At 65.6% G+C, this 25,837-nt stretch carries 19 protein-coding genes and 2 pseudogenes; 6 read left to right on the top strand and 15 right to left on the bottom strand.

Going from position 1 to position 25,837, the window contains the following annotated elements; all coding sequences use genetic code 11:
• The first annotated feature begins 132 nt into the window (after nucleotides 1-132).
• Together mmuP and mmuM are read left to right on the top strand one after the other, a co-directional pair.
• Nucleotides 133-1,530 (top strand): S-methylmethionine permease, encoded by a 1,398-nt coding sequence (mmuP, locus tag XaplCFBP3123_RS02180; RefSeq protein WP_104532610.1) that lies wholly within the window; start codon nucleotides 133-135, stop codon nucleotides 1,528-1,530.
• Nucleotides 1,527-2,489 (top strand): homocysteine S-methyltransferase, encoded by a 963-nt coding sequence (gene mmuM, locus XaplCFBP3123_RS02175; RefSeq protein ID WP_104532609.1) that lies wholly within the window; start codon nucleotides 1,527-1,529, stop codon nucleotides 2,487-2,489. The genes mmuP and mmuM overlap by 4 nt, the downstream gene beginning before the upstream one ends.
• Before the next feature lie 6 nt (nucleotides 2,490-2,495).
• Here mmuM and XaplCFBP3123_RS02170 read toward each other — a convergent pair whose 3' ends face one another.
• Nucleotides 2,496-4,439 carry a DUF885 domain-containing protein gene (locus XaplCFBP3123_RS02170; RefSeq protein ID WP_104532608.1) on the bottom strand — a complete coding sequence of 648 codons (1,944 nt, stop codon included), beginning with the start codon at nucleotides 4,437-4,439 and terminating at the stop codon, nucleotides 2,496-2,498.
• 190 nt (nucleotides 4,440-4,629) lie between these two features.
• Here XaplCFBP3123_RS02170 and XaplCFBP3123_RS02165 point away from each other — a divergent pair, with 190 nt between their 5' ends.
• The gene (locus XaplCFBP3123_RS02165) at nucleotides 4,630-5,463 is read left to right on the top strand and encodes an AraC family transcriptional regulator (RefSeq protein ID WP_172453052.1); all 834 of its coding nucleotides are present in this window, start codon (nucleotides 4,630-4,632) and stop codon (nucleotides 5,461-5,463) included.
• Here XaplCFBP3123_RS02165 and XaplCFBP3123_RS02160 read toward each other — a convergent pair.
• The 3 genes from XaplCFBP3123_RS02160 to XaplCFBP3123_RS02150 all read right to left on the bottom strand — a co-directional run bounded on the left by XaplCFBP3123_RS02160 (nucleotide 5,427) and on the right by XaplCFBP3123_RS02150 (nucleotide 7,700).
• The gene (locus XaplCFBP3123_RS02160) at nucleotides 5,427-6,029 is read right to left on the bottom strand and encodes a LysE family translocator (RefSeq protein WP_172453051.1); all 603 of its coding nucleotides are present in this window, start codon (nucleotides 6,027-6,029) and stop codon (nucleotides 5,427-5,429) included. The two genes, XaplCFBP3123_RS02165 and XaplCFBP3123_RS02160, sit on opposite strands and share 37 nt — an antisense overlap.
• A gap of 215 nt (nucleotides 6,030-6,244) precedes the next feature.
• On the bottom strand, nucleotides 6,245-7,021 hold the full coding sequence (locus XaplCFBP3123_RS02155) for a queuosine precursor transporter (protein ID WP_104532605.1): 777 nt from the start codon (nucleotides 7,019-7,021) through the stop codon (nucleotides 6,245-6,247).
• A 4-nt stretch (nucleotides 7,022-7,025) separates the two neighbouring features.
• On the bottom strand, nucleotides 7,026-7,700 hold the full coding sequence (locus XaplCFBP3123_RS02150) for a DUF502 domain-containing protein (protein WP_104532604.1): 675 nt from the start codon (nucleotides 7,698-7,700) through the stop codon (nucleotides 7,026-7,028).
• A gap of 155 nt (nucleotides 7,701-7,855) precedes the next feature.
• Here XaplCFBP3123_RS02150 and XaplCFBP3123_RS02145 point away from each other — a divergent pair, with 155 nt between their 5' ends.
• Nucleotides 7,856-9,214, top strand: coding sequence for a hypothetical protein (locus tag XaplCFBP3123_RS02145; protein ID WP_104532603.1), 1,359 nt, complete (start codon nucleotides 7,856-7,858; stop codon nucleotides 9,212-9,214).
• A gap of 129 nt (nucleotides 9,215-9,343) precedes the next feature.
• Here XaplCFBP3123_RS02145 and XaplCFBP3123_RS02140 read toward each other — a convergent pair whose 3' ends face one another.
• Entirely contained in the window at nucleotides 9,344-10,906 is a 1,563-nt protein-coding gene (locus XaplCFBP3123_RS02140) for an alginate export family protein (RefSeq protein WP_104532602.1), read from the bottom strand.
• Between the two features lie 282 nt (nucleotides 10,907-11,188).
• On the opposite strand from XaplCFBP3123_RS02140, the pseudogene XaplCFBP3123_RS02135 reads away from it, so the two are divergent.
• A pseudogene (locus XaplCFBP3123_RS02135) lies at nucleotides 11,189-12,056 on the top strand (sensor domain-containing protein).
• Nucleotides 12,057-12,519: 463 nt separating this feature from the next.
• Here the strand turns inward: XaplCFBP3123_RS02135 and XaplCFBP3123_RS02130 are convergent.
• Entirely contained in the window at nucleotides 12,520-13,827 is a 1,308-nt protein-coding gene (locus tag XaplCFBP3123_RS02130; RefSeq protein WP_172453050.1) for a polyhydroxyalkanoate depolymerase, read from the bottom strand.
• Between the two features lie 437 nt (nucleotides 13,828-14,264).
• A complete protein-coding gene (locus tag XaplCFBP3123_RS02125) occupies nucleotides 14,265-14,867 on the bottom strand; it encodes a class I SAM-dependent methyltransferase (RefSeq protein WP_172453049.1) in 603 nt (200 codons plus the stop codon).
• A gap of 74 nt (nucleotides 14,868-14,941) precedes the next feature.
• On the opposite strand from XaplCFBP3123_RS02125, the gene XaplCFBP3123_RS02120 reads away from it, so the two are divergent.
• Nucleotides 14,942-15,388, top strand: coding sequence for a CopD family protein (locus XaplCFBP3123_RS02120; protein WP_104532599.1), 447 nt, complete (start codon nucleotides 14,942-14,944; stop codon nucleotides 15,386-15,388).
• Between the two features lie 260 nt (nucleotides 15,389-15,648).
• Here XaplCFBP3123_RS02120 and XaplCFBP3123_RS02115 read toward each other — a convergent pair.
• The 8 genes and pseudogenes from XaplCFBP3123_RS02115 to lpxD form a co-directional block, all read right to left on the bottom strand.
• Nucleotides 15,649-16,047 (bottom strand): annotated as a pseudogene (locus tag XaplCFBP3123_RS02115) (tetratricopeptide repeat protein); the annotation flags it as partial.
• An 85-nt stretch (nucleotides 16,048-16,132) separates the two neighbouring features.
• Nucleotides 16,133-17,092 (bottom strand): acetyl-CoA carboxylase carboxyltransferase subunit alpha, encoded by a 960-nt coding sequence (locus XaplCFBP3123_RS02110; protein ID WP_016902405.1) that lies wholly within the window; start codon nucleotides 17,090-17,092, stop codon nucleotides 16,133-16,135.
• Nucleotides 17,093-17,248: 156 nt separating this feature from the next.
• Nucleotides 17,249-20,842, bottom strand: coding sequence for a DNA polymerase III subunit alpha (dnaE, locus tag XaplCFBP3123_RS02105; RefSeq protein ID WP_104532598.1), 3,594 nt, complete (start codon nucleotides 20,840-20,842; stop codon nucleotides 17,249-17,251).
• Between the two features lie 280 nt (nucleotides 20,843-21,122).
• On the bottom strand, nucleotides 21,123-21,848 hold the full coding sequence (locus tag XaplCFBP3123_RS02100) for a ribonuclease HII (RefSeq protein ID WP_104532597.1): 726 nt from the start codon (nucleotides 21,846-21,848) through the stop codon (nucleotides 21,123-21,125).
• Nucleotides 21,845-23,164 (bottom strand): lipid-A-disaccharide synthase, encoded by a 1,320-nt coding sequence (gene lpxB, locus XaplCFBP3123_RS02095; RefSeq protein WP_253254114.1) that lies wholly within the window; start codon nucleotides 23,162-23,164, stop codon nucleotides 21,845-21,847. The genes XaplCFBP3123_RS02100 and lpxB overlap by 4 nt, the downstream gene beginning before the upstream one ends.
• Complete coding sequence (gene lpxA, locus XaplCFBP3123_RS02090) at nucleotides 23,161-23,952, bottom strand: acyl-ACP--UDP-N-acetylglucosamine O-acyltransferase (RefSeq protein ID WP_104532596.1); 792 nt, start codon at nucleotides 23,950-23,952, stop codon at nucleotides 23,161-23,163. The genes lpxB and lpxA overlap by 4 nt, the downstream gene beginning before the upstream one ends.
• 23 nt (nucleotides 23,953-23,975) lie before the next feature.
• Nucleotides 23,976-24,437 carry a 3-hydroxyacyl-ACP dehydratase FabZ gene (fabZ, locus tag XaplCFBP3123_RS02085; protein ID WP_104532595.1) on the bottom strand — a complete coding sequence of 154 codons (462 nt, stop codon included), beginning with the start codon at nucleotides 24,435-24,437 and terminating at the stop codon, nucleotides 23,976-23,978.
• On the bottom strand, nucleotides 24,434-25,447 hold the full coding sequence (gene lpxD / locus XaplCFBP3123_RS02080; RefSeq protein ID WP_104532594.1) for a UDP-3-O-(3-hydroxymyristoyl)glucosamine N-acyltransferase: 1,014 nt from the start codon (nucleotides 25,445-25,447) through the stop codon (nucleotides 24,434-24,436). The genes fabZ and lpxD overlap by 4 nt, the downstream gene beginning before the upstream one ends.
• Nucleotides 25,448-25,837: the final 390 nt, after the last annotated feature.

The following is a 25,837-nucleotide window of genomic DNA, read 5'->3' as shown; positions in this document are numbered from 1 at the left end:
CTTCCGGGTGAGCAGTACGCAAGCATACCCGCGGGACGTTGCGCGCCAGTGCAACGTCACAGCTTGCCATCGCATGGCTGTGCTCGTCCGGCTGCGCATGGCAGGATGCGCTGCCACCGATCAGACACGCCGATGCCCGAGCCGTCGTCCACCGCCGCACCGCAGTTCCAGCGCAGCATGCAGGTGCGCCATCTGGTGATGTTGTCGCTGGGTGGCGTGATCGGCACCGGTCTGTTCTTCAACACCGGTTACATCATCGCCAGCACCGGCGCGCTCGGCACGGTGATCGCGTATCTGATCGGCGCGCTGGTGGTGTATCTGGTGATGCAGTGCCTGGGCGAGCTGGCGGTGGCGATGCCGCAGACCGGCGCCTTCCATGTGTATGCCGCGCGTTATCTCGGCCCGGCCACCGGGTATGTGGTGGCGTGGCTGTACTGGCTGACCTGGACGGTGGCGCTGGGATCGAGCCTGACCGCTGCGGCGTTCTGCATGCAGTACTGGTTCCCGCACACACCGGTATGGCCGTGGTGTCTGTTGTTCTGCGCGCTGATCTTCGGCTTGAACACGGTATCGGCGCGCTGGTTTGCCGAAGGCGAATTCTGGTTCTCGCTGATCAAGGTGATCACGATTCTGTTGTTCATCGTGCTCGGTGGCGCGGCGGTGATCGGCGTGCTGCCGTTGGCCGATGGGTCGCCGGCACCCGGATTGCGTCACCTGCGCGCCGACGGCTGGTTTGCGCAAGGCACGCTGCCGATCCTGATGACGATGGTGGCGGTGAACTTCGCCTTTTCCGGCACTGAGTTGATCGGCGTGGCCGCTGGCGAAACCGCGCGGCCGGCGCGTGCGATTCCGCTGGCGATCCGCACCACGCTGGTGCGGCTGGTGGTGCTGTTCGTCGGCACCGTGCTGGTGCTTGCCGCGTTGTTACCCGCCGAGCAGGCAGCGGTGGACACCAGCCCATTCGTGCGCGCGTTCGAGTTGCTGGGCATCCCGTATGCGGCCGATGTGCTGAATGCGGTGATCCTGACCGCGATCCTGTCGGCGGCCAATTCCGGCCTGTATGCGGCCGCGCGGATGCTGTGGTCGCTGGCCAACGAGGGCACGCTGCCGGCGCGGCTCGCACGCCTGACCCGTCGCGGCATCCCGTTGCCGGCCTTGCTATTGAGCATGTTGGGCGGCCTGTTGGCGCTGCTCACCGGCGTGTACGCGCCCGATACCGTGTTCGTGGCGATTTCGGCGGTGTCCGGCTTTGCGGTGGTGGTGGTGTGGTTGAGTATCTGCGCCTCGCACTACTTTTTTCGGCGCCAGTTGCTGCGCGACGGCATCGCGCCGGAGAGCCTGGCCTATCGTGCGCCGTGGTATCCGTTGACGCCGATGCTGGGCTTTGCGCTCTGTCTGCTGGCCTGTATCGGCTTGGCATTCGATCCGCAGCAGCGCATTGCGCTGTGGTGCGGCATCCCGTTTGTGGCGCTGTGCTATGGCGCCTATGCACTCACCCAATGGTTTGCGAGCAGGAGGCAACACGCATGACGATTCTTCCCCGCCAGCCGCGCGCCGGTGCGCCCTTTGGCCAGGCGCTGCAGCACGATGGCTACGTGCTGCTCGATGGCGCACTCGCCACCGAACTGGAGCAGCGCGGCTGCGATCTCAACGATGCGCTGTGGTCGGCGCGCGTGCTGATGGAGCGGCCGGAGCTGATCTATCAGGTGCATCGCGATTACTTCGCTGCCGGCGCGCAGTGCGCCATCACCGCCAGCTACCAGGCCACGCCGTTGGGCTTTGCCGCGCGTGGGCTGGATCTGGCGCAGTCGCAGGCACTGATCGCGCGCAGCGTGGCATTGGCCGCGCAGGCGCGCACCGATCATCTGCGTGCCCATCCGCAGGACGCGCCGTTATGGGTGGCCGGGTCGGTCGGGCCGTATGGCGCGTACCTGGCCGATGGCTCTGAATATCGCGGCGACTACGCTCTGCCGCTTGCGCAACTGATGGACTTCCATCGCCCGCGCATCGCCGCGTTGGCCCAGGCCGGTGTGGATGTCCTGGCCTGCGAAACGCTGCCGTCGGCCAACGAGATCGTCGCGCTGCGCCTGCTGCTGGAGGAATTCCCGCAGCTGCATGCGTGGTTCTCTTTCACCTTGCGTGATGCGGCGCATTTGAGCGATGGCACCCCGCTGACGCAGGTGGTGCCCGCGCTGGATGCCTGCGCGCAAGTGATCGCGGTGGGTATCAACTGCATCGCGCTGGACCAGGTCACCACCGCATTGCAGACGCTGTCCGCGCTGACGACACTGCCGCTGGTGGTGTACCCCAATTCTGGCGAGCACTACGATGCCGGCGCAAAGCAGTGGCACGCCGGCAGCGCGACCGCATGCACCCTGCCCGACCAGCATACGCAGTGGCTGGCGGCCGGTGCGCGGCTGATCGGCGGTTGCTGCCGCACCACACCGCACGATATCGCCGCGCTGGCGCGTGCGCGGGTGGCGGGCTGAGCTGACTCAGCCTTTCTGCGTGGCGATCCAGCGCTGGATCTTCTCCTGCAGGATATCCAGCGGCACCGAGCCATCCTTGAGCACTTCGGTGTGGAAGGCGCGCACATCGAAGCGCGGGCCCAGTTCGCGTTGCGCCTGCTCGCGCAACCGCGCGATCTTCATCTCGCCGACCTTGTACGACAGCGCCTGGCCGGGGATGGCCATGTAGCGGTCCACCTCGGCCTCGGCATCGGTCCGGGTCATGGCCGAATTGTTGAGCATGTAGTCGATCGCCTGCGTGCGGGTCCAGCCCTTGCTGTGCAGGCCGGTGTCGGTGACCAGGCGAATCGAGCGCCATAACGCATTCTGCAGATAGCCGTAGTAGTTGTACGGGTCCTGATACAGGCCCAGTTCGCGGCCCAGCGATTCGGCGTACAGCCCCCAGCCCTCGATATAGGCGGTCTCGCCGCCCAGGCGGCGGAACTTGGGCAGGTCGGTCAGCTGCTGCTGCAGCCCGAGCTGGAAATGGTGGCCGGGGATGGCCTCGTGCAGATACAGGCTCTCGGTTTCCCAGGTCCTGCGCGTGTCCAGGTCGGAGGTGTTGACGTAGAACACGCCCGGTGTGCTGCCGTCGCCGCTGGGGCGCATGTACGAGCCGCTGGCGGCCGACTGCGCACGCTGCGGTTCGACCGCGCGCACTTCCAGGGCGGGCATGCCCTGGACATTGAACAGGCGCGGCACCGCAGCTTGCACGCGTCCCTGCAGGCCGCGGTAATAGCCCAGCAATTCGGTCTCGCTGCGGAACGCGAAGCGCTTGTCGGTCTGCATGAACTTGTAGAACTTGGGCAGGTTGCCGCGGAACCTGACCTGCTTGGCCAGCGCGGCGATCTCTGCCTGCAGGCGCGCGACTTCGTCCAGCCCGATCTGATGGATTTGCTCCGGGGTCAGGTCGGAGGTGGTGCTCTGGCGCACGTCGTAGGCGTACCAGGCCGCGCCATTGGGCAGCGCGGTCAGGCCGTCGGTGTCACGGCAGGCCGGCAGGTACTCGGTGGCGATGAAGCCGCGCAGTGCCCGGTACGCCGGCATGATCCGCACTTCGATCAGCCGCTTGTACTCGGCGGTGATGCGCTGCTTGTCGGCCTCGGGCATGTCTGCCGGCAGGTTGCGCACCGGGCCCCAGAACAGGCTGTCTTCGGCATTGCGCGCGATGATCGCGTCCAGCTGCGGCAGCACCTTCTGCATCAGCACCTTCGGCTGCACCACGCCGGCCTGCATGCCGGCCCGCATGTTGGTGATGGCCTGGTCGAACAGGTCCGGGATGCCCACCGCGCGCCGCGACCAGTCGTCGTAGTCCTTGACCGTCTTGAACGGCTGCGCGCCGGTGCCCGAGCCCAGCACCACCGCGATGCTGGCGATGTTGTAGAACTGGTTGATCGGCAGCATCCAGCTGGGGAACTGCTCGGCCGCCAGTGCGCTGCGCGCATCGCGGACGAAGATCTGATAGCTCAGCAGGTCCTGCCCGCTCAGGCCGTCCGGCCCCAGCGCCTCGGCCTTGCCCAGCCACAGCACGGTGAAGTCGTGCGACTGCTGCCGGAACGCCGGCGACAGGAAGTTGGGCAACTGGTCGTTGTAGCGGGTCTCGCCCTGGAAGGTGGCCTGCAGCGGGTTGAGCTTGAGCGAGGCATCCCAGTACTGGTCGTAGAGCAGGTTGAGCTGCTGCGCCTTGGTCAGTACCACCGGGGCGGCCACTGCGCGCGGCCTGGGCTTGGCGGCTTTGCCACCCTTGGTGGCGGCCCGGGTGGTCTTGGCCGCCGGCTTGGCGGTCTTCTTGCCTTTGCTCGCCTTCGCGCGGGTTTGCGTGGTCTGCGCCTTGCCGGTTTTCTTCTTGGCCGCATCGGCGGGCGCTGCCACTGACAGGCTCAGCACGGCGGCCAGGGCCAGGGACAGCAGGCGGGAAAAGCTGAGGGGCATTACCGGCTCCGGGAACAAGCGAGCGGGGAGCTTGCCCGATCCGCACCGTTCCGGCCACCCATCCGGCAGACGGGGCGCGCCTGGAATTCATGAAGCCCGTTCCGCACGCCTGCGGCACGCAGGCGTGTTGCAGTGCGATAGGCTTGCGCATATGCCAAGGGATGAATCGACATGCGGGACGCAGCTGCCCGTGCAGGGTGGGCAGGGCTTCTGGCGCGATCCGGCGTTGCCTTTCGTCGAACTGCGCCAGGTGATCAACAGCCGCAGCCTGTGTTATGCCGCGCATACGCACGAGCAATGGTCGGTGGGCGCGGTCGATCGCGGGCTTGCGCGCTATCGCAATGGACGCATGAAGGCGCAGGTGGGCGCGCGCTCGCTGACCCTGATCAACCCTGGCGATGTGCATGCCTGCAATCCGGATCAGCAGCAGGACTGGTCGTTCCGCATGTTGTATCTGGACGTGGCGTGGCTGCGCGAACAACAACGCGCACTCGGCCTGGCCGCCAATGCGGATGTGCACCTGCTGGCAGCGCCGTTGTGCCAGACCCCGGCTGCCTATGTCGCCTTCGACCGCATGCATGCCGTGTTGACCGATGGCAATGCCGACGCGCTTGCACGCGAGAGTGCGTTGATCGCGTTCGTGGCGCGGTTGCATCTGCATATGGAGCCGATGTGTCGTGCGCTTGCGGCCGATACCGGGCCGATGCAACGGGTGGCCGAGTATCTGCAGACCCATCATGCGCGTGCGGTATCGCTGCGCGAGTTATGCGCGCTGGCCGGAATGCCGGCGCCGCGACTGATCCGCGGCTTCCGGCAGGCGCACGGACTGACCCCGCATGCGTATCTGCTGGATTGCCGTTTCCAGCGTGCACGCGAGGCCTTGCGGCGCGGCGGTGACATTGCCGATGTCGCCTATGCGCATGGCTACGCCGACCAGGCGCATCTGCAGCGCAGCTTCAAACGTGCCTGGGCGGTGACGCCAGGGTGTTATCGCAATGCCGTGCCCCATTCGGTCAGCAGATAGATCGCGCTCAGCACCAGCAGCGCGGCCAGCACCCGGTTCAACCGCCGCAGCTGCCTCGGCACCTGCACGTGCCGCCGCAGCACGACGCCGGCCAGCAACCAGCACGCCAGCGAGGGATAGCAGATCAGTGCATACAACGCCGCAAAGCCTGCCAGTTGCGTGGTGCCTGCCGTCGCATACAGGGCAACGCCGGAGGTCGCCGCCAACCAGGCCTTGGGGTTGAGCCATTGCATCGCCGCACCGGTCCAGAACGAGGCGGCCGGGCGCGGCCTGGTAGTCTCGATGACGCCATCGTCGCGCAGCAGGCGCCAGGCCATGTAGAGCAGAAACGCCACCCCTGCCAGATGTAGTGCACGGCCGAGCAGCGGCCAGCGCAGCAACACCTGCTGCAGCCCCATGCCCACCAACAACAGCAGCGCGACGAAGCCGACGGTGGCGCCGATCACGTGGCCGTGCCCGGCACGCGCGCCAGCGCTGGCACCGGTGCTCAGCGCGACCAGGTTGACCGGTCCGGGCGAAATCGAGCACACCAGCGCGAAGCTGGCCATTGCGACAAGATGGTCCATGGCGCGGAATCCGTAGCGGGGCGCGACAGCATGGCCAGCGACCGCAGCGACGGATTGAACAAAATTTCGATGGGCGGTCGTTGCAGCCGTCGCGGGATCTGCAGACGCAGCGAGCAATCGTCGGACAGGCGACGCGCAAGACCAATGGGGCCGAGTGGAAGACACCGTCCCGGGCGCCACCTTGCAGCGATGCGGCCGGCAGGTTTAGGTGGTTTTCAGCCGGAGGCGGCTTCTTCGCGCAGTTGCTCGGCGCGCTCGGCGCCCAGATAGGCGCCGATGGCGCGGCGCGCCAGATACAGCAGCGGGATCAGTGCGATCGCAAAGCCCATCTTGTAGACGTAGTTGAGCGTGCTCACCGCCAGAAACTGGTCGGTGGACCAATGCTGCGGGCCGAGCACGAAGGCGATGTAGATCACCACGAAGCTGTCCACCAGTTGCGACACCGCCGTGGAGCCGGTGGCACGCAGCCACACGTGCCTTTCGCCGGTGGCGCGGCGGATGCGATGGAACACCGCCACATCGATCAACTGACCGAACAGGAAGGCCACCAGTGAGCCGCCGATCGTCCACAGCCCCTGTCCGAACACCGCTGCAAAGGCGGCCTGGTAGTCCGGCACGCCCTGGCTCTGCGCCGCCGTGACCCACCAACCCGCCGGCGCCAATGCGATGGCGGCGAACGCGAACACGAAGCCGTAGCCGATCAGTGCCACTGCCACCCACGAGATGAAACGCACTCCGCGGCTGCCGAAGAACTCGTTGATGGTGTCGGTCATGATGAATACCACCGGCCACAACAAGGTGCCGGCGGTGAAGCTGAGCGAGCCGGTCTGGCCGAACAGGTTCAAGTTCAACGGCGCGATGCCGAGGGTGTCTTCCAGCGCGAAGATCTTGACGCCGATGAACTCGGCCAGCGCCGCGTTGACGCAAAAGAACGCGGATAGCGCAATGAACAGGCGGATCGCCCGATCGTCGAGGGTACTCACCTGTGTCATGGGCTCAGCGATCCGCGGTACGGGTAAAGGGAACCGATTCGGGCGCCACTGCGCCGCCGGAGATGATGAAACTCATGGCCTGATCCACGCTCCAGTCGGTGGGCGTGAGCATCTCCACCGGTACGATCTCCAGATAGCCGGAGGTCGGGTTGGGCGTGGTCGGCACGTATACCGCCGCCAGCTCGCGGCCGGTGCCCTGTTCCTTGATCACCCGCGTGACCAAGCCGACCGACTTCATGTCGCGATGGGGGAAGTCGATCAGCACCACGCGCTGGGTGCTGCCGGGCTGGGTCTGCAGGATGTCGAGCAATTTGCGCGCGCTGTCGTACACCACGCTGGCCAGCGGGATGCGCCGCATGATCGCCTCGAACCAGCGCAGCAGGCGCTGGCCGATCACCCGCCGGCTCAGGATGCCGACGAACAGGATCGCGCCCACGGTGGCGATCAGGGCGATGGTGTTCTGCACCCACAGCGCCTTGATCCAGCCCAGATAGTCGGGAAACGAGGCGGCGATGCGTTCGGACAACGGCACCACCCACGGGCTGCTGATGCCCGACAACAGCGAGAACACGAACTTCACCACCACCCAGGTCAACCAGACCGGCAGCAGGGTGAGCAAACCGGTCAGAAAGACGCGTTGCAGGGAAGGTCGGGTAGGCGGAGTGGGGGATTCGGACATGCGCGCATTGTAGGCATTCGGCCGCGTCCGGTGCAGGCGCGTGGCGTGCCTTGTTCGCTGGGGAGACGGCAAGTGCGCATTGGCGTCATACCACTCGCGGGTCTGTCTGGGCCGCTCTAAGATGGCGTAGCTTATCCACGGACGGTTGCCCCCGCATGCTCGCCAAATTCCTCAAGTCGGCCCTGCTGGGGCTATGCATCCTGATCGCCCTGCTGGTGGCCCTGTACGCGATCTCCGCGCGCTGGCCGATTCCTGAAGCGCAGCGCCAGGCATTGGCGCAGATCGATCAACCACCAGCCGCACCGCCGGCAGGCTCGAATCTATTTGCTGCCCTCTGGTTGCTGCCGTATGCCGTGCCGGCCACCGAACAGGCGGCAGTGCTGGCACGCGATCTGCAGCGGTTTGCGAATGCCGGGATTGCGGCCGGTTTCGTCAGCGACGCAGCGCGCTATCCGCGCACGCTGCCGTGGCCGGCCGCCGCACCGCCTAAGTGCAACTGGTCCACCCCAGACTGCCTGGACAAGGTGCGCGCTCAGCCGCAAGCCTATGCCGATGCGCTGATCTCACAGGCACCGCTGCTGCAGCGCGCCGCCACGCTGTCATCGCATGCTTACTACCGCAATCTGTTCCCGACCCGTGCCGACACACCGCTGCCCGAGTTGCAGGGGCTGAGTGTGCCGATGACCCGGCACGCGCTGGACTTCGTCCAGGGCCGCCAGGAGGCTGCGCTGTCCGGCGTGTGTGCGGATGCGCAGGTGGCGCGCGTGCTGCTGCGCGGTCACGACACGCTGATGGCCACGATGATCGGCGCAGCCATGTTGCGCGGCAACGCCGAGCTGTTCACCGGCATGCTGAGCGAGTTGCCGTCCACCCAGCCGTTACCTGCGCATTGCCAAGCGGCATTTGCGCCGTTGACGATGGATGAGACCAGCCTGTGTGGGGGGCTACGCGGCGAAGCACGCCTGGTCAGCGCCAATTACCGCGCGGTCGTCGGAGCCGGCGGTGAGCAGCAGCGCTGGTACGACAGGTTGGTAGCGCCGCTGCTGGAGGTCGAACGTACCCGTGCACTGACCGCGCCTTACTACACCTGGGCCTGCCATACCGACGTTCGCACGCAGCTGGAACAGGACCGCAAGGTGCCGACCAGTGCCGTTCCTGCCGCGCCAGCAGTGACCTTCGCCTGTGTCGCCAACGCAATCGGCTGCGTGTTCGCCGATGTGGAGCACATGGATAGCGTGCAGTATCAATGGCAACTGCAGGATCTGGCCGCGACAACGCGACTGACCTCGGCAGTGCTGTGGTTACGTGCGCATCCCGCAGAGCAACAGACGCTGGCGCAGCGCCTGGATCACCTGCCCGCCACGCTGGTCCGACCGGGACGCGACATCACCGCGGGCAAAGATGGAAAGACACTGCAACTGCCGCGTTACGCGCGCAGCGATCACGCCAACCTGCAGATGCCATTGGCGGCAAGCAAGTTGGCGCAGACAGCAGCGATGCAAGGCACACCGTGATACTTGCGGCTGCAGAAGCGGACACCAGGGCAGATAGGCACGTGTCGACGATTCCATAACGAACAACGCCACCCAGGAACGGATCCAGGACGGCGTCGTCGGTCACCAGCTCAGCGTGACGCCACCGGCTTAAAACCGGAAATTCAACCAGCCCATCACGAAGGTCGAATCGCCGTAACCTGCCTTTTCGAGCGCAGGACCTGCCATCAGGTGTTCGGCGCGGAAGGTCACCGACCAGTTGGGGTCGATGTTCCAGGTGGCGTTGATGCGCGGCATGGTGCCGATGCGGCGCTCGCCGGTGCTCTGCGTGCGTGCGTAGGCGCGTGCCTGGTTGTTGTAGATCGCATCGCTGGTGGTCTGCCGCCACAGGGTTTCCCATTCCAGATTCACGGTGATCTTGGACGTGGGCGAGAAGGTGAACGTGGGCGCGGCCGTGACCAGGTTGACCGGGCCGAAGAACGTCGCCCAGCTGAAGTAGATCGTATTGCCGTAGAGGAAATTGTTGTTGCGCAGCGTGCCGGTGCCGGAGGTGCCACCGCCGCCGGAAGCGATTTCGCTATGGAAGCCCAGGCGCGGTTTCCAGCCCGATTCGCTCAGCGACCAGGCGTTGGAGGTGCTGGCCATGTAGGCGCGCAGATCGCGCCCGCCGTAGCTGCCGCGCTGCACGGTCACGAACGAGTCGGTGCGCAGCTTGCCCACATTGCCCCACAGGCGCAAACCGTAATAGTTGCGGTTTTCTTCGGCGGTCTGCCGGCCCCAGACCTGATTGTCGTTGCGGAACTGGTAGAAGAACGGCTCCAGATACATCGGCTTGGCGGTCGGCATGCGATAGCCGCCGACCACGCCGCGGAAGTGCCGCGAGCGGTCGATGCGATCGTCACCCAGGCCTTCGGTGCCATCCAGATTGAAGTTGAAATCGAACAGGTCCACACGCGTCTTTTCGCCGATCGCCCAGGCGCGCACACCGTTGAAGGTCACGAAGATGTCGGTATTGTCGCGCAATGCCATCAGCGTGACGGGGCCATCGACAAACACCTGACGACCGACACGCAGGCCGAGGTCGGCATCTTTGATGCGTCCTTTCACATCGAAGAACACCTGCTGCAGGATCGCGTTGTTTTCCTGCGTGCCGGTCTTGGCGCCTTCGTTGCGTCCATCCAGGCTGCCGTGCGCCAGTTCCGTATACAGACGGAAGTGCTCGCCGACATGGAAGTCGGCGCCGAAGAACGCGCGCAGCAGATACTGCTGCTGCGAATGGCTGCCGGGAATCAGACCGGGATTGGTGATGGTGTTGCTGCGCACGCGCAGTTCGTTGCTGAGCGAGACGTACACATCGCCGGACTCATTGAACGGAATGTACTTGAGCGGATCGAACGGACTCTTGCGCTTGGACGGGTCTTTCAGATACGACCAGTCCTCGGCCCAACGCACCTGCCACATGTTGCCGCCCTGCTTGGCTCCCCAGCCCTGCGCTTCCAGCGGATAACCCTTGGCGGCAGCGGGCGCTGCAGGAGCGGCAGGCGCTGACGCCTTCACCGGTTCCGGCTGGGTTTGCTCGGCATTGACCGGCGCGGTCTGTGCCTGTGCAAGCCCCAGTCCCGGTAGTGACAATCCGATCGCCAGGCACAGGCGCCGGGTGGCGCCAAAGGAAGTTTCAGCCATGGTCGGCTGTGCCAAGCGTGCTAGTCGCATCGTGTCGCCCTATCGAAAAAGTGAGTCGTCTGAGCGAGTGGTATCGGCTCAGTGGGCAATGACTGTAGTGGAGCGCCGCCGCAAAGGGAGTAACCCAATGGTTCTAAGCACATGAGCGCGTTGATGAAGCCGGGAATGGGAAATCGAGATTCGGGAATAGGTAGAGCACGCTTCATAGGCACCGCACGACTATCAAAAAATATGATTTCGACACGCAGGCAGTAGCGCAACTGGAGCTCACATAAGCGCTCGGGCGCTGGGAAGTGCTGTTCCGATTCCCCAATCCCGATTCCCAATTCCCATGACTACCGGCACATTCACTATACCCCCGGCACCGACCCGGCGATGATCCAGGGCGCGCTCTACGACGCCGAAGAGCATCTGCGCGCCGAGCTGGCCGAACTGGCTGGCAATAGTGGGCGGCAAGAGCGAAGCGGAGGTGATCGCCGGCGTGGCAGGCAGCTCTGGCGCGCGGGATGAAGTGGCCGAGATCTATCGAGAAACCGAAGTGACGGTGACACGTGCACTGCCCGCCGCTGCCGCGCAGACGCAGCACCTGGTTCGGCAGGTTCGTCGGCGTGGCTGCCGATCCACGCACCGACGGCGCGCTGTTCTACATGCTGCTGTCGCTGGTGACCGGCGTGTTCTATTTCACCTGGGTGATCACCGGTGCGAGCCTATCGGCCGGGTTGATGATCCTGATCATCGGCGTGCCGTTGCTGGTGGTGTTCTTCGGATCGGTGCGCGTGCTGTCGCTGGTGGAAGGCCGCGCGGTGGAGACGCTGCTGGGCGTACGCATGCCGCGTCGTCCTGCCCATCCCGGGCCGCAAGCTAGCTGGCTGCAACGCATCGGCGCGATGTTCACCGATGCGCGCGCCTGGAGCACGATGCCGTATTCCTGCTGATGCTGCCGCTGGGCATCCTCTACTTCAGCGTGTTCATCACCTTGTTGTCGTTGTCGCTGGGCTCGGCCGCTTCACCGCTGGCGCTGCTGTTCGACGACATGGCGGTGCTGACCTGGGATGGAGTGGATGTCCCCAGACCCTGGCTGACGCTGCCGTTGTTCGCCACGCTGCACCTGGCACGCGCCTTCGGCAAGCTGCACGGCATGTTCGCCAAGCACTTGCTGGTCAAGAGCGGCGAAGGCTGAGTGCACCGTGTGGTTGCGGATGTATGGCACTCGGCTGCGATCGTCTTAATGCCGCATGGTCTGCAGTGCAGGCCCTGACAGACGCAAATACGTGAAGTCCCGTTGTCGTGGACGTGATGGGATAAGGCCGATGGAGCAGTTGCAGAGCGACTGATCTGTGGCTTGGCTGCAGGGTCCTTGCCCGCCCACCATCGCAGGGCACGCCGCAAGTACGTCCCTGTAGCTACAAGGCGATCGCTTAGATCCAGGCTCTCACGGTGGCCCACGCCGGCTCTCGACACCTAAACTGCCAGATTCCGAACAGATAAGCTCTTGCGCGGCATCCATGCCGCGTAATGTCCCGCGAGCGGCGAGGGCACCGCGCGCTCGACCAAGTGCTGCCCCGTCTTCGCTTGAACCAACAATCTGCCCATAAAAAACGCCCCGTGATCCAAAGAGATCAAGGGGCGTTCTTGTCAGCCGATCAGGCGCGCTTGCCGCGCTTGCGGATCGGAGTGACGGTGGCCGGATCGCGGCTGCCCACCGGGTCGGCATCGTAGCGAGCGATGAATTCGCGCACCTGCGGGTACACCACTTCGCGCCAGCGACGGCCGCTGAAGATGCCGTAGTGGCCGGCACCTTCCACCACCAGATGACGACGATGCGCCGCGTCGATCCCGGTGCATAGATCATGCACTGCTTCGGTCTGGCCAAGGCCGGCGATATCGTCCAGCTCGCCTTCGATACTGAGCAGCGCAGTGTTGCGGATCGCCGACGGCATGACCAGCTGTCCGTCCACTTTCCACTTGCCCTGCGGCAGCAGGAAGTCCTGGAACACCACGCGAATGGTATCCAGGTAATACTCTGCCGGCATGTCGAGCACGGCGTTGTATTCGTCATAGAACTGCCGGTGCGCCTGCGCGTCCTGCAGGTCGCCCTTGACCAGATCGGTGTAGAAATCCCAGTGCGACATCACGTGCCGATTAGGATTCATCGACAGGAAGCCGGCATGCTGCAGGAAGCCCGGATACACCTGCCGGCCATGGCCCGGATACGGGAACGGCACGGTGTGGATCAGGTTGTTCTGGAACCACTCGATGCCGTTCTCGGTGGCCAGGTTGTTGACCTGGGTCGGGCTGCGGCGGGCGTCGATCGGCCCGCCCATCATCACCAGCGAGCGCGGCGTGGGCTCATCGTTGGTGGCCATCAACGACACTGCCGCAAGCACCGGCACGGTTGGCTGACACACGCTCACCACATGCAGGCGTTCGGCGCCGATGTGACGGATGAACTCCTGGATGTAGCTGATGTAGTCCTCGAGCCGGAAGGCACCGGCTTCCAGAGGCACCATGCGCGCGTCGACCCAGTCGGTGACATAGACCTTGTGGTTGCGCAGCAGGGTGCGCACGGTGTCGCGTAGCAGGGTGGCATGGTGGCCGGACAACGGCGCCACCACCAGCACGGCCGGCTGCTGCTTCATCGTGCCGATCAGCTCGACATGGTCGCTGAAACGCTTGAAGCGCAGCAGACGGCAGAATGGCTTGCTCAGCACCTCGCGTTCGATGATCGGCAGCGAATGACCGTCGACCTCGACATCGTCGAGCGCCCAGGCCGGCTTTTCGTATTCCTTGCCCAGGCGATGGAACAGCTCGTTGCTGGCCGCCATGCGTTCGGCGCCCGGGAGCGAGGCCCACAGACTGTCGGGGTCGGAAAACATCTTGGCGTTCGCCTGGGCCTGGTGCACCCAAGGCGCTAGCAGATTGCGGGTCAGCTCGTGCAGTTGATAAAGCATTCCACCCATCCGTGCGGCTCTTTGCTGCCGCGCAGCATACCCCCTTTGGCGCATTTGCACCTTAATGGGGCTGCGGACGGTAGAGGCTGTCATCCAAGCTGTGGCAGGCGCGAGCGCCCTGATTTGCCGCGATTTTGCGTTGCCGCCATCGGAGATCCTTCGGACGACGGCGTCGGGCTGGAAGTGTGCGTTCTCGCAGAGCCGTGCGCATCGCTTGGCAGGCTCCTCGGCCTGCAGGGGATGGGCGAGGAAGGCAACGGGCGTGGCCCACGCACGCAACTTCCACCAGGTTTCGTGCGTACCCTCATCCGCCCCTGTGGGGCACCTTCTCCCGGCGGGAGAAGGGAATGAAGCCCCTCTCCTGCGGGAGAGGGGTTGGGGTGAGGGTACGCGGCGAAGCCACTGGCCATGCGTGCCTCAACCAGCCAACGTCCTGCTCAGCCGCGCTCCAGCGCAGACGCCTCATCGGCCAACTGCGGCGACAACCAGCAGTGCGAACCGAGCGCAGAAAACCCAACGCTGGCGAAGCGGCGCCGATACCAGCGCGCCGGCCGCGCCTGAAAACCATCGTGGTCGCCCTCGAAGGCGTCTTCCTCGGCAAACGTCTCCAGAAACGCCACGCCTGCGCACATCTCGGCCAACCCAGGCAGGCCCTGGTTGAATTCCCGCGTAGGCACGTAATGCAGCACGTCCGAGCAGATCAGCAGGTCCACCGGCGCGCATGGGCGCAGCCAGGCGAAATCGCCGAAGCGGGCAGGGTGGATCTGCCGGCTGCGTCCGTAACGCTGCACCGCATAGGCGCTGCTGTCGAAGCCCAGATAGCTGAGCCTGGGGCGTAGCGCCAACAATGGCGCGCGCCAGGCCGCCTCGCCGCAACCGACATCCAGCACGCTGCGGATCGGGCGCTCCAGGTAGTACTCGGCCTGGCTCACCGCCAGTGCGACCTTGCGTCGCAGGCGCGCGGGGTCGGCCAGCCCGGCATCCCTGTACCAGCGGCGAAAATAGTGGGCGTCGTACTGTTTGTTGTCGGGTTCGGACATGGACGTCATGTACTTTCGCGTGAGCGGATAGGTGAAAATGCGGGCCATCCTACGCCAGCCAGCGAAGCCAGCACATGACCCTGTATCTGTGGATCAAGACCTTCCATCTGTTGTTCGTCATTGCCTGGATGGCGGCGGTGTTCTACCTGCCACGCATCCTGGTCAACATCGCCGAAGCCGGCGCCGAGCCTGCGGTACGCACGCGCCTGGTGCTGATGGGGCGCCGCCTTTACATATTCGGCCACAGCATGCTGGGGCTGGCGCTGCTGCTGGGCGCGGTGCTGTGGCAGGGCTATCGGGTGATTCCGGATTTCCCGACGATGGTGGCCGGTGGCTGGCTGCACGCAAAACTGTTTGCGGTGGCCTTGATCCTGGCGCATTACATCGTGGCCGGGCGCTGGTTGAAGGGCGTGGATCAGGGCCGCAGCGTGCCCAGCGGCCGCGCATTGCGGCTGTTCAATGAAGTGCCGGTGGTGTTGCTGGTCGGGGTGATCTGGCTGGTGCTGGCCAAGCCGTTCTGAGGCAACGCCTGGGGGGCATGCGCTCGCCGGAGCCATCTGTCGTCGCTGTCGTGTTCGCGTGCAGCTGCAGTGATATGAGCGGATGTCGAGGGATTCCGCCAAAGCGTCACTGCGGAACTGCTACGCCGACAACTCCGGCAGGTGATCGATCCGGGCCTTCAGGCTTGCCTCCATCTCAGACTTTCTGGGCATGGCGGTGCCTTCGGTTGCGTCCGCGGTCTTCTCGACACACGGTGCGCGCACCATCCGTGGTTTGCCGCTTGGGCCTTGGCCAGGCCCAGCATCAGGTCCGGATCGTCCTGGTAGATGCCGCGCAGCGCGCCTTGATACACCTGGGCGGCACGCGCGGAGCGACCCTGTTCCAGCAGCGTCTGCGCGAGGCGGCGGCGATTTTTCGGGGTGTCGGCCACCTCCAGCTGGCGCGATGCGTCGCGTTGTTCGCGTTGCGGATCGATGCGCTGACGCACCTTGCGCAGTCCACGGCGTGCCGTCGGGTCGTTGCGCAGGTCCGGGATCACCGCCACGTACACGTAAGATCAGGATCGCCAGCACCGAAAACGCCAGCAGGATGAAGATCCAGTCAGCGGGCGGCCGCTGCGCACCACGTGCACGCAGCAGGCGGCCTGCAACACCAGCGACAGGAGAAGTAGCGGGCTCATATCCGGACAGGTCCTTCCATGAAGGCCAATCGTCTTGTTGGCTGGCGATGGTGCGCGCAGCACCATCGCCTCGGCATACCGCCGATCAGTTGCCTTCGTAGGCGCCGTAGCTGCGCAGGCGCTCGTAACGACGCTGCAGCAGGCCCTCGACCGGCAGCTTTTCCAGCGCTTCCAGCTCGTTGAGCAGCACCGCCTTGAGGCGCTTGCCCATCTGCTCGGGATTGCGATGCGCGCCGCCGGTGGGTTCGCGGATCACCTTGTCGACCAGGCCCAGGCCTTTCAGGCGCTTGGCGGTCAAGCCGAGCTGCTCGGCCGCGTCCTTGGCCTTGGCCGCGTCCTTCCACAGGATCGAGGCGCAGCCTTCGGGCGAAATCACCGAGTAGGTGCCGTATTCCAGCATCAAGGTGCGGTCGCCCACGCCGATCGCCAGTGCGCCGCCGGAGCCGCCTTCGCCGATCACGGTGCAGATCACCGGGATCTTCAGTTCGGCCATCTCCAGCAGGTTGCGCGCGATCGCTTCGGACTGGCCGCGTTCTTCGGCGCCGATGCCCGGATAAGCGCCCGGGGTGTCGATAAAGGTCAGCAGCGGCAGCCGGAAACGCTCGGCCAGCTTCATCAGCCGCAGCGCTTTGCGGTAGCCCTCCGGACGCGGCATGCCGAAATTGCGGGCGACCTTGCTCTTGGTGTCGCGGCCCTTCTGGTGGCCGATGATCACCACAGCGCGGCCATCGATGCGGCCCAGGCCGCCGACAATCGCCTTGTCGTCGGCATAGGCCCGGTCGCCGGCCAGCTCCTGGAATTCGTCGCAGATGGTGTTGATGTAGTCCAGCGTGTACGGGCGCTGCGGATGGCGCGCCAGCTGCGAGACCTGCCAGGCCGACAGGTCGCGGAAGATCTGCGCGGTACGCACGCGCAGCTTGTCGCGCAGCGCGCGCACCTCGGTGTCCACGTTGACTGCAGGACCGGTGCTGGCCTTGCGCAGTTCCTGGATCTTTGCTTCCAGATCGGCGATGGGTTGCTCGAAGTCGAGGTAGTTAGGATTCATGCAGTGGTGTCGTCAACGTAAGGCGGGGAGTGTAGCCGAATGCGTCCGATGAACCCGTACGGTGGGGTTGGGAGAATCGGGAATCGGGAATGGGGAATCAAAGCAGGGCGGATGGCGGCCCCGCTTTTGCGATTCCCGATTCCCGACTCTCCATTCTCAAGCCCACGGAGGGCTGTACTTGATCTTCAAGGTCCGTACCGCGGGGTCGGCGCGCAGGCTGTCCATCAACTGCTGGTCGATACGCACCGAATGGCTGCCGTTGAGGTCGAGCATGCCGGCCACGCCACCGGTCGGGGCGCGCAGCAGCAGGTCCAGGCGCAGGGGAGTCTTGCCGGGGCGGTGCTTGGCCAGCAGGGCGTCGATGCGCTTCCAGGCCTGCTTTTCGCGCAGGTCCAGGCGCAGCGACAGGCGTTGCGCGTGGTCGGCGCAGATCTGCTCGTAGTCCCAGCATTGGCGGATGCGCAGGCTGTAGCCGCCATTGAATTCGTCCTCGCGCAGGCCGCCCTTGACGATCAGGATGCGGTCGCGGGTGAGCAGATGCCCGAACTCGGCCATCGCATCGGAGAACGCGCTGCATTCGACCCGGCCACGGCCGTCTTCGAGCTGCACGAACACCTGGCTGTCGCCCTTGCGCCGCACGCCGATCACCTGGCCGGCCAGGATCGCGCTGACTTCCGGGCGCCAGGCGCGTTTTTCGCCATCGCCGCCACCGCCACCGCCACCGCCGCGTTGTTGCGAGGCGAGGATCTTCTCCAGCGAGCTCAGGTCGCAGCCGACCAGCTCGCGCACCTCGTCGCGGTGCGGGTCGAACGGATGGCCGCTGAGATAGAAGCCCAGCGTTTCGCGCTCGCCGGTGAGCAACTGGCCCAGCGGCCATTCCTTGCTTTCGGGCAGGTCCAGACGCAACGCCGGCGCGCTCGGGTCCGGCCCGCCGAACAGCGAGTTCTGGCCGGAGGCACGCTCGCGCGCCAGCTGTTCGGTGGCCTTGACCACTTCCGGCAGTTGCAGCATCAGCGAGGCGCGGTTCTTGCCCAGCCCGTCCATCGCGCCGGCATTGATCATCGCTTCCAGCGTACGGCGGTTGAGCTTGGCGGTGCCCACACGCGTGCAGAAATCCAGCAACGTGGTGTAGGGGCCGCCGCGCTGGCGTTCCTCGACGATCGCCTCGCAGGCGCCCTGGCCGACGCCCTTGATGGCGCCCAGGCCGTACTGAATCGTGTCCGGGCTGGCGGCGGCGAACATGTAGGCCGACTCGTTGACGCGCGGCGGCTTGACGGTCAGGCCGAGATTGCGCACCTCGTCGAGAAAGCCGACCACCTTGTCGGTGTTATCCATGTCCGAGGACAGCGTCGCGGCCATGAATTCGGCCGGGTAATGCCGTTTCAGCCACGCGGTCTGGTAGCTGACCAGCGCGTAGGCGGCGGCGTGCGACTTGTTGAAGCCGTAGCCGGCGAACTTCTCCATCAGGTCGAAGATTTCGTCGGCCTTGGCCGCGCTCACCCCGCCCTTGGCCGCGCCCTCGCGGAAGATCTCGCGGTGCTTGGCCATTTCGGCCGGCACCTTCTTGCCCATCGCGCGGCGCAGCAGGTCGGCGCCGCCCAGCGAGTAATCGCCGACGATCTGCGCCATCTGCATCACCTGCTCCTGGTACACCATGATGCCGTAGGTGTCCTTGAGGATGACTTCGGTACGCGGATCCGGGTAGATGATCTCCTGCTGGCCGTGCTTACGCGCGTTGAAGTCCGGGATCAGGTCCATCGGGCCGGGGCGGTACAGCGACACCAGGGCGATCAGGTCTTCGAAACGGTCCGGGCGTGCGTCCTTGAGCAGGCGGCGCATGCCCGAGGATTCGAACTGGAACACCGCGCCGGTATTGCCCGAGGCGAACACGCCCTTGTAGGTGGGCACGTCGTCGAGCGGAATGGTGGTGATGTCGACCGGGTCGATGCCGGCGCGCGCATGGCGCACGTTGATCGCCTTGACCGCCCAGTCGATGATGGTCAGCGTGCGCAGGCCGAGGAAGTCGAATTTCACCAGGCCGACCGCTTCGACGTCGTCCTTGTCGAACTGGGTGACCGGATTCTTGCCGCGCCCGTCCTCGTCGTGTTCGGCGAACAGCGGGCAGAACTCGGAGAGCGGCTCGGGCGCGATCACCACGCCGCCGGCGTGCTTGCCGGCGTTGCGGGTGAGGTCTTCGAGCTGACGGGCCAGATCCATCAGGTCGCGCACGTCGTCTTCGACCTGGTAGCGCTGGATCAGGTCCGGCGAGGCCATCTCCGAGTCCTTGCCTTCGCCCATCGCATCCTTGAGCGTGATGCCCAGGATGTTGGGGATCAGCTTGGCCACGCTGTCGACCAGACCGTAGGTGAAGCCGAGCACGCGCCCGGCGTCGCGCACCACCGCCTTGGCCGCCATGGTGCCGTAGGTGATGATCTGGCTGACCCGTTCGCGCCCGTACTTGCGCGCCACGTAGTCGATCACCTCGTCGCGGCGGTCCATGCAGAAGTCGATGTCGAAGTCGGGCATCGACACGCGTTCGGGGTTGAGGAAGCGCTCGAACAGCAGGTTGTACGGCAGCGGGTCCAGGTCGGTGATCTGCAGCGCCCAGGCCACCAGCGAACCGGCACCGGAACCGCGGCCCGGACCGATCGGAATGCCCTGGTTCTTGCCCCACTGGATGAAGTCGGCCACGATCAGGAAGTAACCGGGGAAGCCCATCTTGATGATGGTGTCCAGCTCGAATTCCAGCCGGTCGACATAGTCCTGGCGGGTCTTGCCGGGCGCGATCGGGCTCTTTTCCAGGCGTGCGGCCAGACCATCGCGCGACTGGCTGCGGATCCAGCTGTCCAGCGTCTCGTCTTCGGGCACCGGGTAGGCGGGCAGGAAGTAGGTGCCCAGGCGCATCTCGATGTTGCAGCGCTGCGCCAGCGCCAGCGTGTTGTCGATCGCATCGGGCACGTCGGCGAACAGCGCGGCCATTTCTTCGCCGGACTTCAGGTACTGCTGGTCGCTGTACTCGCGCGGGCGCTTGGGATCGTCGAGCACGCGGCCCGAGGAAATGCACACGCGCGCCTCGTGCGCATTGAAGTCGCTGGCGTACAGGAAGCGCACATCGTTGCTGGCCACCACCGGCAGGCCGCGCACGCCGGCCGCATGCAGCGCGAACTGGTTGAAGCGTTCTTCGCCCTCGCGCCCGGTGCGGGTCAGTTCCAGGTGCAGGCCATCGCCGAACACGCGCTGCCAGTCGGCCAGCTGCTGCTCGGCCAGGTCGGTGCGGCCCTCGCCGAACAGGCGCCCGGCCAGGCTGTCGCGCCCGGCCAGGGCGAACAGGTTGGCATGGCCGCTCTGCAGCCATTCGGGGTGGATCGCCACGCTGCCTTCGGGGCGGTGGCCTTCCATCCAGGCGCGGGTCAGCAGGCGCGACAGGCTCAGGTAGCCTTCGCGGTCGCGGCACAGCAGGGTCATGCGCCAGGGCGTCATGTCCGGGGTGGCGATCATCACGTCGGCGCCGGCGATCGGCTTGATGCCCACGCCTTCGGCGGCCTTGTAGAACTTGACCAGCGCGAACAGGTTGTTGAGGTCGGTGACTGCCAGGGCGGGCATGTCGAGTTCGACCGCGCGGCTGAGCAGGTTGGCCTGCTTGGCCTTTTTCGGGTCAGCCTGATCCGGTTTCTCGGGCACACGGATGGTGGAATCCGCCAGCGAGAACTCGGTGTGGACGTGCAGATGGACGAAGCGGGAAGTGGACATGCGAGACCGGAATAATGCGTGGTCAGGGTAGCGAGCGTGGTCGGGTCGAACAAGGCTTGACAGCACCGGCGCAGGGCTGCAGCCAGCTGCCACGGGGGCTGGACGGTGCGGCCGATTCAGGCTTTGGCTAGCTGCGTGCAGCGCGGCGGTGGCGATTGCGCGGATCGGCAGGCGTGCGGGGCTGTGCGTGCGGGACGCGATGCTCCAAGCCATGGCCGTACCGGCCACATCCGCGCGACTGGAGGGGGGGCCGGGCCAGGTCCGCCTGCAGGGGGGGCGGTCAGTCGGCCAGCAGCAGGTCATCGGCCGGGGCCGCGCAGGGCACGTCCCACGGCGACTGCGTCGCCTCGATTCCCAACGCACGCCGCACCGGTGCGAAGCTGCGACGGTGCTGCGGGCACGGTCCGTGGCTGCGCAGCGCAGCCAGATGCACCGGCGTGGCATAGCCCTTGTGCTGGTCGAAGCGGTACTCGGGGTGCTGGGCGTGCAGCTCGTGCATCAGGCGGTCGCGGGTGACCTTGGCCACGATCGAGGCGGCCATGATGGCGCGATCCAACGCATCGCCGCCGATCAAGGCCTCGGCCGGGCAGGGCAGGCCCTTGGGCACCCGGTTGCCGTCGATGCGTGCAAACCCGGCCACATGCGCCACCCCCTCCACCGCACGCCGCATGCCCAGCATGGTCGCCTGGTAGATGTTGATGCGGTCGATCTCCTCGCTGTCGATCAGCACCACCGACCACGCCAGCGCCCGGTCGACGATGCGCGCGTACAACTGCTCGCGCCGCTGCGCGGTCAGCTGCTTGGAATCGTCCAGCCCGTTGATGCGCGGCTTGCCGGGATCGAACACCACCGCCGCCACCGCCACCGGCCCGGCCAGCGGGCCACGCCCGGCTTCGTCGACTCCGGCGATCAGGCGGGAATCGGGAATCGGGATTGGGGAATCGTGAAAAAGCGCGTCCTGCGCCGTCGGAACGAGAACGGCACCGTGGGAAGTTAAGCGCTTCACGACCCGGCTCCTGCCGATTCCCGATTCCCGATTCCCGATTCCGGCTGCATCAGCAGCCCAGCCACCGCATCGGCCGCACGTGCCGATGCGTCGCGGCGCAGCTGCGCGTGCAGTGCGAGATAGCGCGGTTGCAGGGCGGCGACTTTTTCCGGGTGCTTGAACCAGTCCAGCAGGGCCACGCACAGGCGTTCCGGGGTGCAGTCGTCCTGCATCAGCTCGGGGGCGAGGTCGTCGTTGGCAAGGATATTGGGCAGTGCGTAGCGGTTGACCTTGAGCAGGCCCAGCGTCTTGACGATGCGGTAGGTGAGCGGGGCGACCTTGTAGCCGACCACCATCGGGCGCTTGACCAGCATCGCCTCCAGCGTGGCGGTGCCCGACGCCAGCAGCACCACGTCGGCGGCCAGCATCGCGGTACGCGCCTGGCCATCGAGCAGGTGCGAACGCAGCACCGGCAGCGACGACCGCGACAACTGCTCGGCCAGCAGCTGCTTGCAACCAGGATTGGCCGCCGGAACCAGCACGTGCAGGTTGGGCAACTGCTCGGACACCAGCCAGGCGGCCTGGAAAAACGTATCGCCAAGCTTGCTGATTTCGCCATGCCGGCTGCCGGGCAACACCGCCAGCACGGTGCTGGACGCGGACAGGCCCAGCTTGGCGCGCGCAGCGGCGCGATCGGCCTGGTAGGCGATGTCGTCGGCCATCGGGTGGCCGACAAAGCGTGCATCGATGCCGTGCCTGGCGTAGATCGGCGGCTCCATCGGAAACAGGCACAGCACCAGGTCGGCGCTGGCGCCGATCTTTTCCGCACGCTTCTCGCGCCATGCCCAGACCGACGGGCTGACGTAATGCACGGTGCGTACGCCACGCTGCTTGAGCCAGCGCTCGACCGGAAGATTGAAATCGGGCGCGTCGATGCCGATGAACACGTCCGGTTTCCATGCCAGCACACGCTCACGAAACGCGCGGCGCAGCTTCAACAGCCGCGGCAGATGCTGCAGCACTTCGGTCAGCCCCATCACCGCCAGCTCGCTGGCATCGAACCAGGTCTGGCAGCCCGCTCCGCGCATCGCATCGCCACCGATGCCGACAAATTCGGCAGCCGGATAGCGGCGACGCAGCTGCTCGATCAAGCCGGCACCCAGGATGTCGCCGGAGGCTTCGCCGGCGATCAGCGCGATGCGTGGGGCGCGCGTTTGCGCGCCGGGAATCGGGAGTGGGGAATGGGGAATCGGAAGGGCCGGCGACGGGCCGGCGGCAGGCGTGTCAGCGTGCGCGCCTGCAGCGATTCCCGATTCCCGACTCCCGATTCCCGTCATCGCAACAACGGCCTTTCTGCCGCCTCGATGAAGTCGAGCAACCCGCGTACGTCCTGGCTGCTCTTGGCCTGTTCGGCCAGCTGCAGTTTGGCCTCGGCCAGCGGCAGGCCGGCGACGTACAGCGTGCGGTAGGCGCGCTTGATCGCGGTGATGCGCTCGGCATCGAAGCCGCGACGCTTGAGCCCTTCGCTGTTGATGCCGCGCGGGCGGCCCAGCGATTCGCTGCCGACCATGGTGAATGGCGGGACGTCGCCATTGGTCAGCGCGCCCATGCCCAGGAAGGCGTGCGCGCCGATCCGGCAGAACTGATGCGCGCCGGCAAAGCCGCTGATGATCACGTAGTCGCCCACGGTCACATGGCCGGCCAGCGTGGTGTTGTTGGAGAACACGCAGTGGTTGCCGATATGGCAGTCGTGCGCCACATGGGTGTAGGCCAGCATCCAGTTGTCGTTGCCGATCACGGTGATGCCGCCACCGCCGCCGGTGCCACGATTGATTGTGACGAATTCACGGATCACATTGCCGTCGCCGATCACCAGTTCGGTGCGCTCGCCGGCGTATTTCTTGTCCTGCGGTTCGCCGCCGATCGCGGCGTGGCCAATGAAACGGTTGTTGCGGCCGATCCGGGTGGGGCCGTGGATCGAGCAATGCGGCCCCACCTCGGTGCCCGCATCGATCTGCACGTCGGCGCCGATCAACGAAAACGCGCCCACGCGCACATCGCTGGCCAGCTGCGCCGACGGATCGATGACGGCGGTGGGATGAATCAAGGGTGCTTGATCACGCATCGTGTCTCACCTCCAAAAACGGGTTATTCCTTGGCGCCGGCGCACATGACCTCGGCGCTGGCCACGACTTCGCCGTTGACCTTGGCCTCGCCGTAATAGCATCCCATGTTGCGGATCAGACGCTTCATCTGCACTTCCAGCATCAGCACGTCGCCCGGCACCACCTGCCTGTTGAAGCGCGCGTTGTCGACCTTGACCATGTAGAACAGCTTGGACAGCGCGTCGCGTCCCAGGCCGAGCTGGGTCATCACGCCACCGGCCTGCGCCAATGCCTCGATGATCAGCACGCCGGGCATCACCGGGCGGGTGGGAAAATGGCCCTGAAAAAATGGCTCGTTGATGCTGACATTCTTCTGCCCGACGATGCGCCTGGCGTCCAGGTCGAGCTCGACAACCCGGTCGATCAGCAGGAACGGATAGCGGTGCGGGATCAGCGTCTGGATCTGATTGACGTCGATCGGCAGCTCGTAAGTGGGGTGACTCATTCTTTCTCCTTGCCCACAGCCAGGATGCGCCTTGCCAGCGCATCGAGTTGTTTGAAGCGCGCGGCATTCTTGCGCCACGTGCGATTGTCGGTGAGAGGGGTGCCGGACGAATACTCGCCCGGCTCATGGATGGAGTTGCGCACCACCGACTTGCCAGTGATCACGACCTTGTCGCAGATCTCCAGATGCCCGACCACGCCGACATGTCCGCCGAGCAGGCAGTAACGGCCGATCTTGGCGCTGCCGGCGATCCCGGTGCAGCCGGCGATGGCGCTATGTGCGCCGATGTGGCAGTTGTGCGCGATCTGCACCAGGTTGTCCACGCGCACGTCTTCGTCCAACACGGTGTCTTCCAGTGCGCCGCGGTCGATGCAGGTGTTGGCGCCAATCTCGCAATCGTCGCCGATCACCACACCGCCCAGCTGCGGGACCTTGATCCAGTGGCCGGCATCCATCGCCAGGCCGAAGCCGTCGGCGCCGATCACCGCACCGGGATGGATGCGCACGCGCTTGCCCAGGCGCACGCGGGTGACCAGGGTGACGCGGGCGAGCAGTTCGCTGCCGTCGTCGACCACGCAGTCTTCGCCGATGATGCTGCCGGTGCCGATCACGCAGCCATCGCCGATGCGGCTGCGCGCACCGATACTGACGAACGGACCGACGTGCGCGCTCGGCGAGACCTGTGCACTGGGATCGATCACCGCGGAAGGGTGAATGCCCGGTTCGCGCACCGGCGCCACATCGAACAAGGCAGCGATCTTGGCAAACGCGGTGTAGGGATCCTTGGCGACCAACGCGGTGCCGCGTGCGTCCTGCGCATCGTCGGCGCGCAGGACCACCACGGCCGCCTGGCTCTGGCCCAGCTGCGGCCGGTAGCGCGGATTGGACAGAAAGCTCAGTTGCCCCGCGCCGGCATGCGCCAGGGTGGCGACGCCACTGACTTCGACGGCGCCATCGCCGACGACGGTCAGACCAAATTGTTCGGCAATCGCACTGGCGGTCAAGCGCATCAGGGTGAACCTCTTGTAAATATGGGAGCGCCGCTTTAACGGGGGAAAAACACCATTAAACAGTTCCCAACAACGCCTGCGTATCTAGGGTCCTGTCGCAATCAAGCGGCGAATCCAGGAGCAAGCATATGAAAACCGTTCGTTCCATCCTTGGTGGTCTGGTCATGCTGGGCGCGGTCGCGAGTGCATCGGCCCAATCCTTCGATATCGAGCAGGGCAAAGCCGCCGGTGAGCAGCAGCTGTAGTGTCTCAGCCTGCCTGCCGGCGACATCGCCAGCTGCCTATCCAACGCCGTTTCCACCTGGTTCGACGGCTGGTTCTGACCGGCCGACATCCCACCGGCGATACACGGGCGGCCTGCGCACGCGGGCCGCCTTCTTGTTGCCGTTG

The sequence above is a fragment of the Xanthomonas arboricola pv. populi genome (assembly GCF_002939945.1).
Taxonomy (GTDB): domain Bacteria; phylum Pseudomonadota; class Gammaproteobacteria; order Xanthomonadales; family Xanthomonadaceae; genus Xanthomonas; species Xanthomonas arboricola_A.
The sequence above is the reverse complement of the archived record's forward strand: the minus strand, read 5'-3'. Positions and strand labels throughout refer to the sequence as shown.

What these genes read in the sequence shown, in the direction of transcription:
- mmuP (WP_104532610.1), top strand. Translation starts at nt 133, where the DNA reads ATGCCCGAGCCGTCGTCCACCGCCGCACCGCAGTTCCAGCGCAGCATG.
- mmuM (WP_104532609.1), top strand. Translation starts at nt 1,527, where the DNA reads ATGACGATTCTTCCCCGCCAGCCGCGCGCCGGTGCGCCCTTTGGCCAG.
- XaplCFBP3123_RS02170 (WP_104532608.1), bottom strand. Translation starts at nt 4,439, where the DNA reads ATGCCCCTCAGCTTTTCCCGCCTGCTGTCCCTGGCCCTGGCCGCCGTG.
- XaplCFBP3123_RS02160 (WP_172453051.1), bottom strand. Translation starts at nt 6,029, where the DNA reads ATGGACCATCTTGTCGCAATGGCCAGCTTCGCGCTGGTGTGCTCGATT.
- XaplCFBP3123_RS02155 (WP_104532605.1), bottom strand. Translation starts at nt 7,021, where the DNA reads ATGACACAGGTGAGTACCCTCGACGATCGGGCGATCCGCCTGTTCATT.
- XaplCFBP3123_RS02150 (WP_104532604.1), bottom strand. Translation starts at nt 7,700, where the DNA reads ATGTCCGAATCCCCCACTCCGCCTACCCGACCTTCCCTGCAACGCGTC.
- XaplCFBP3123_RS02145 (WP_104532603.1), top strand. Translation starts at nt 7,856, where the DNA reads ATGCTCGCCAAATTCCTCAAGTCGGCCCTGCTGGGGCTATGCATCCTG.
- XaplCFBP3123_RS02140 (WP_104532602.1), bottom strand. Translation starts at nt 10,906, where the DNA reads ATGCGACTAGCACGCTTGGCACAGCCGACCATGGCTGAAACTTCCTTT.
- XaplCFBP3123_RS02130 (WP_172453050.1), bottom strand. Translation starts at nt 13,827, where the DNA reads ATGCTTTATCAACTGCACGAGCTGACCCGCAATCTGCTAGCGCCTTGG.
- XaplCFBP3123_RS02125 (WP_172453049.1), bottom strand. Translation starts at nt 14,867, where the DNA reads ATGTCCGAACCCGACAACAAACAGTACGACGCCCACTATTTTCGCCGC.
- XaplCFBP3123_RS02120 (WP_104532599.1), top strand. Translation starts at nt 14,942, where the DNA reads ATGACCCTGTATCTGTGGATCAAGACCTTCCATCTGTTGTTCGTCATT.
- XaplCFBP3123_RS02110 (WP_016902405.1), bottom strand. Translation starts at nt 17,092, where the DNA reads ATGAATCCTAACTACCTCGACTTCGAGCAACCCATCGCCGATCTGGAA.
- dnaE (WP_104532598.1), bottom strand. Translation starts at nt 20,842, where the DNA reads ATGTCCACTTCCCGCTTCGTCCATCTGCACGTCCACACCGAGTTCTCG.
- lpxB (WP_253254114.1), bottom strand. Translation starts at nt 23,164, where the DNA reads ATGACGGGAATCGGGAGTCGGGAATCGGGAATCGCTGCAGGCGCGCAC.
- lpxA (WP_104532596.1), bottom strand. Translation starts at nt 23,952, where the DNA reads ATGCGTGATCAAGCACCCTTGATTCATCCCACCGCCGTCATCGATCCG.
- fabZ (WP_104532595.1), bottom strand. Translation starts at nt 24,437, where the DNA reads ATGAGTCACCCCACTTACGAGCTGCCGATCGACGTCAATCAGATCCAG.
- lpxD (WP_104532594.1), bottom strand. Translation starts at nt 25,447, where the DNA reads ATGCGCTTGACCGCCAGTGCGATTGCCGAACAATTTGGTCTGACCGTC.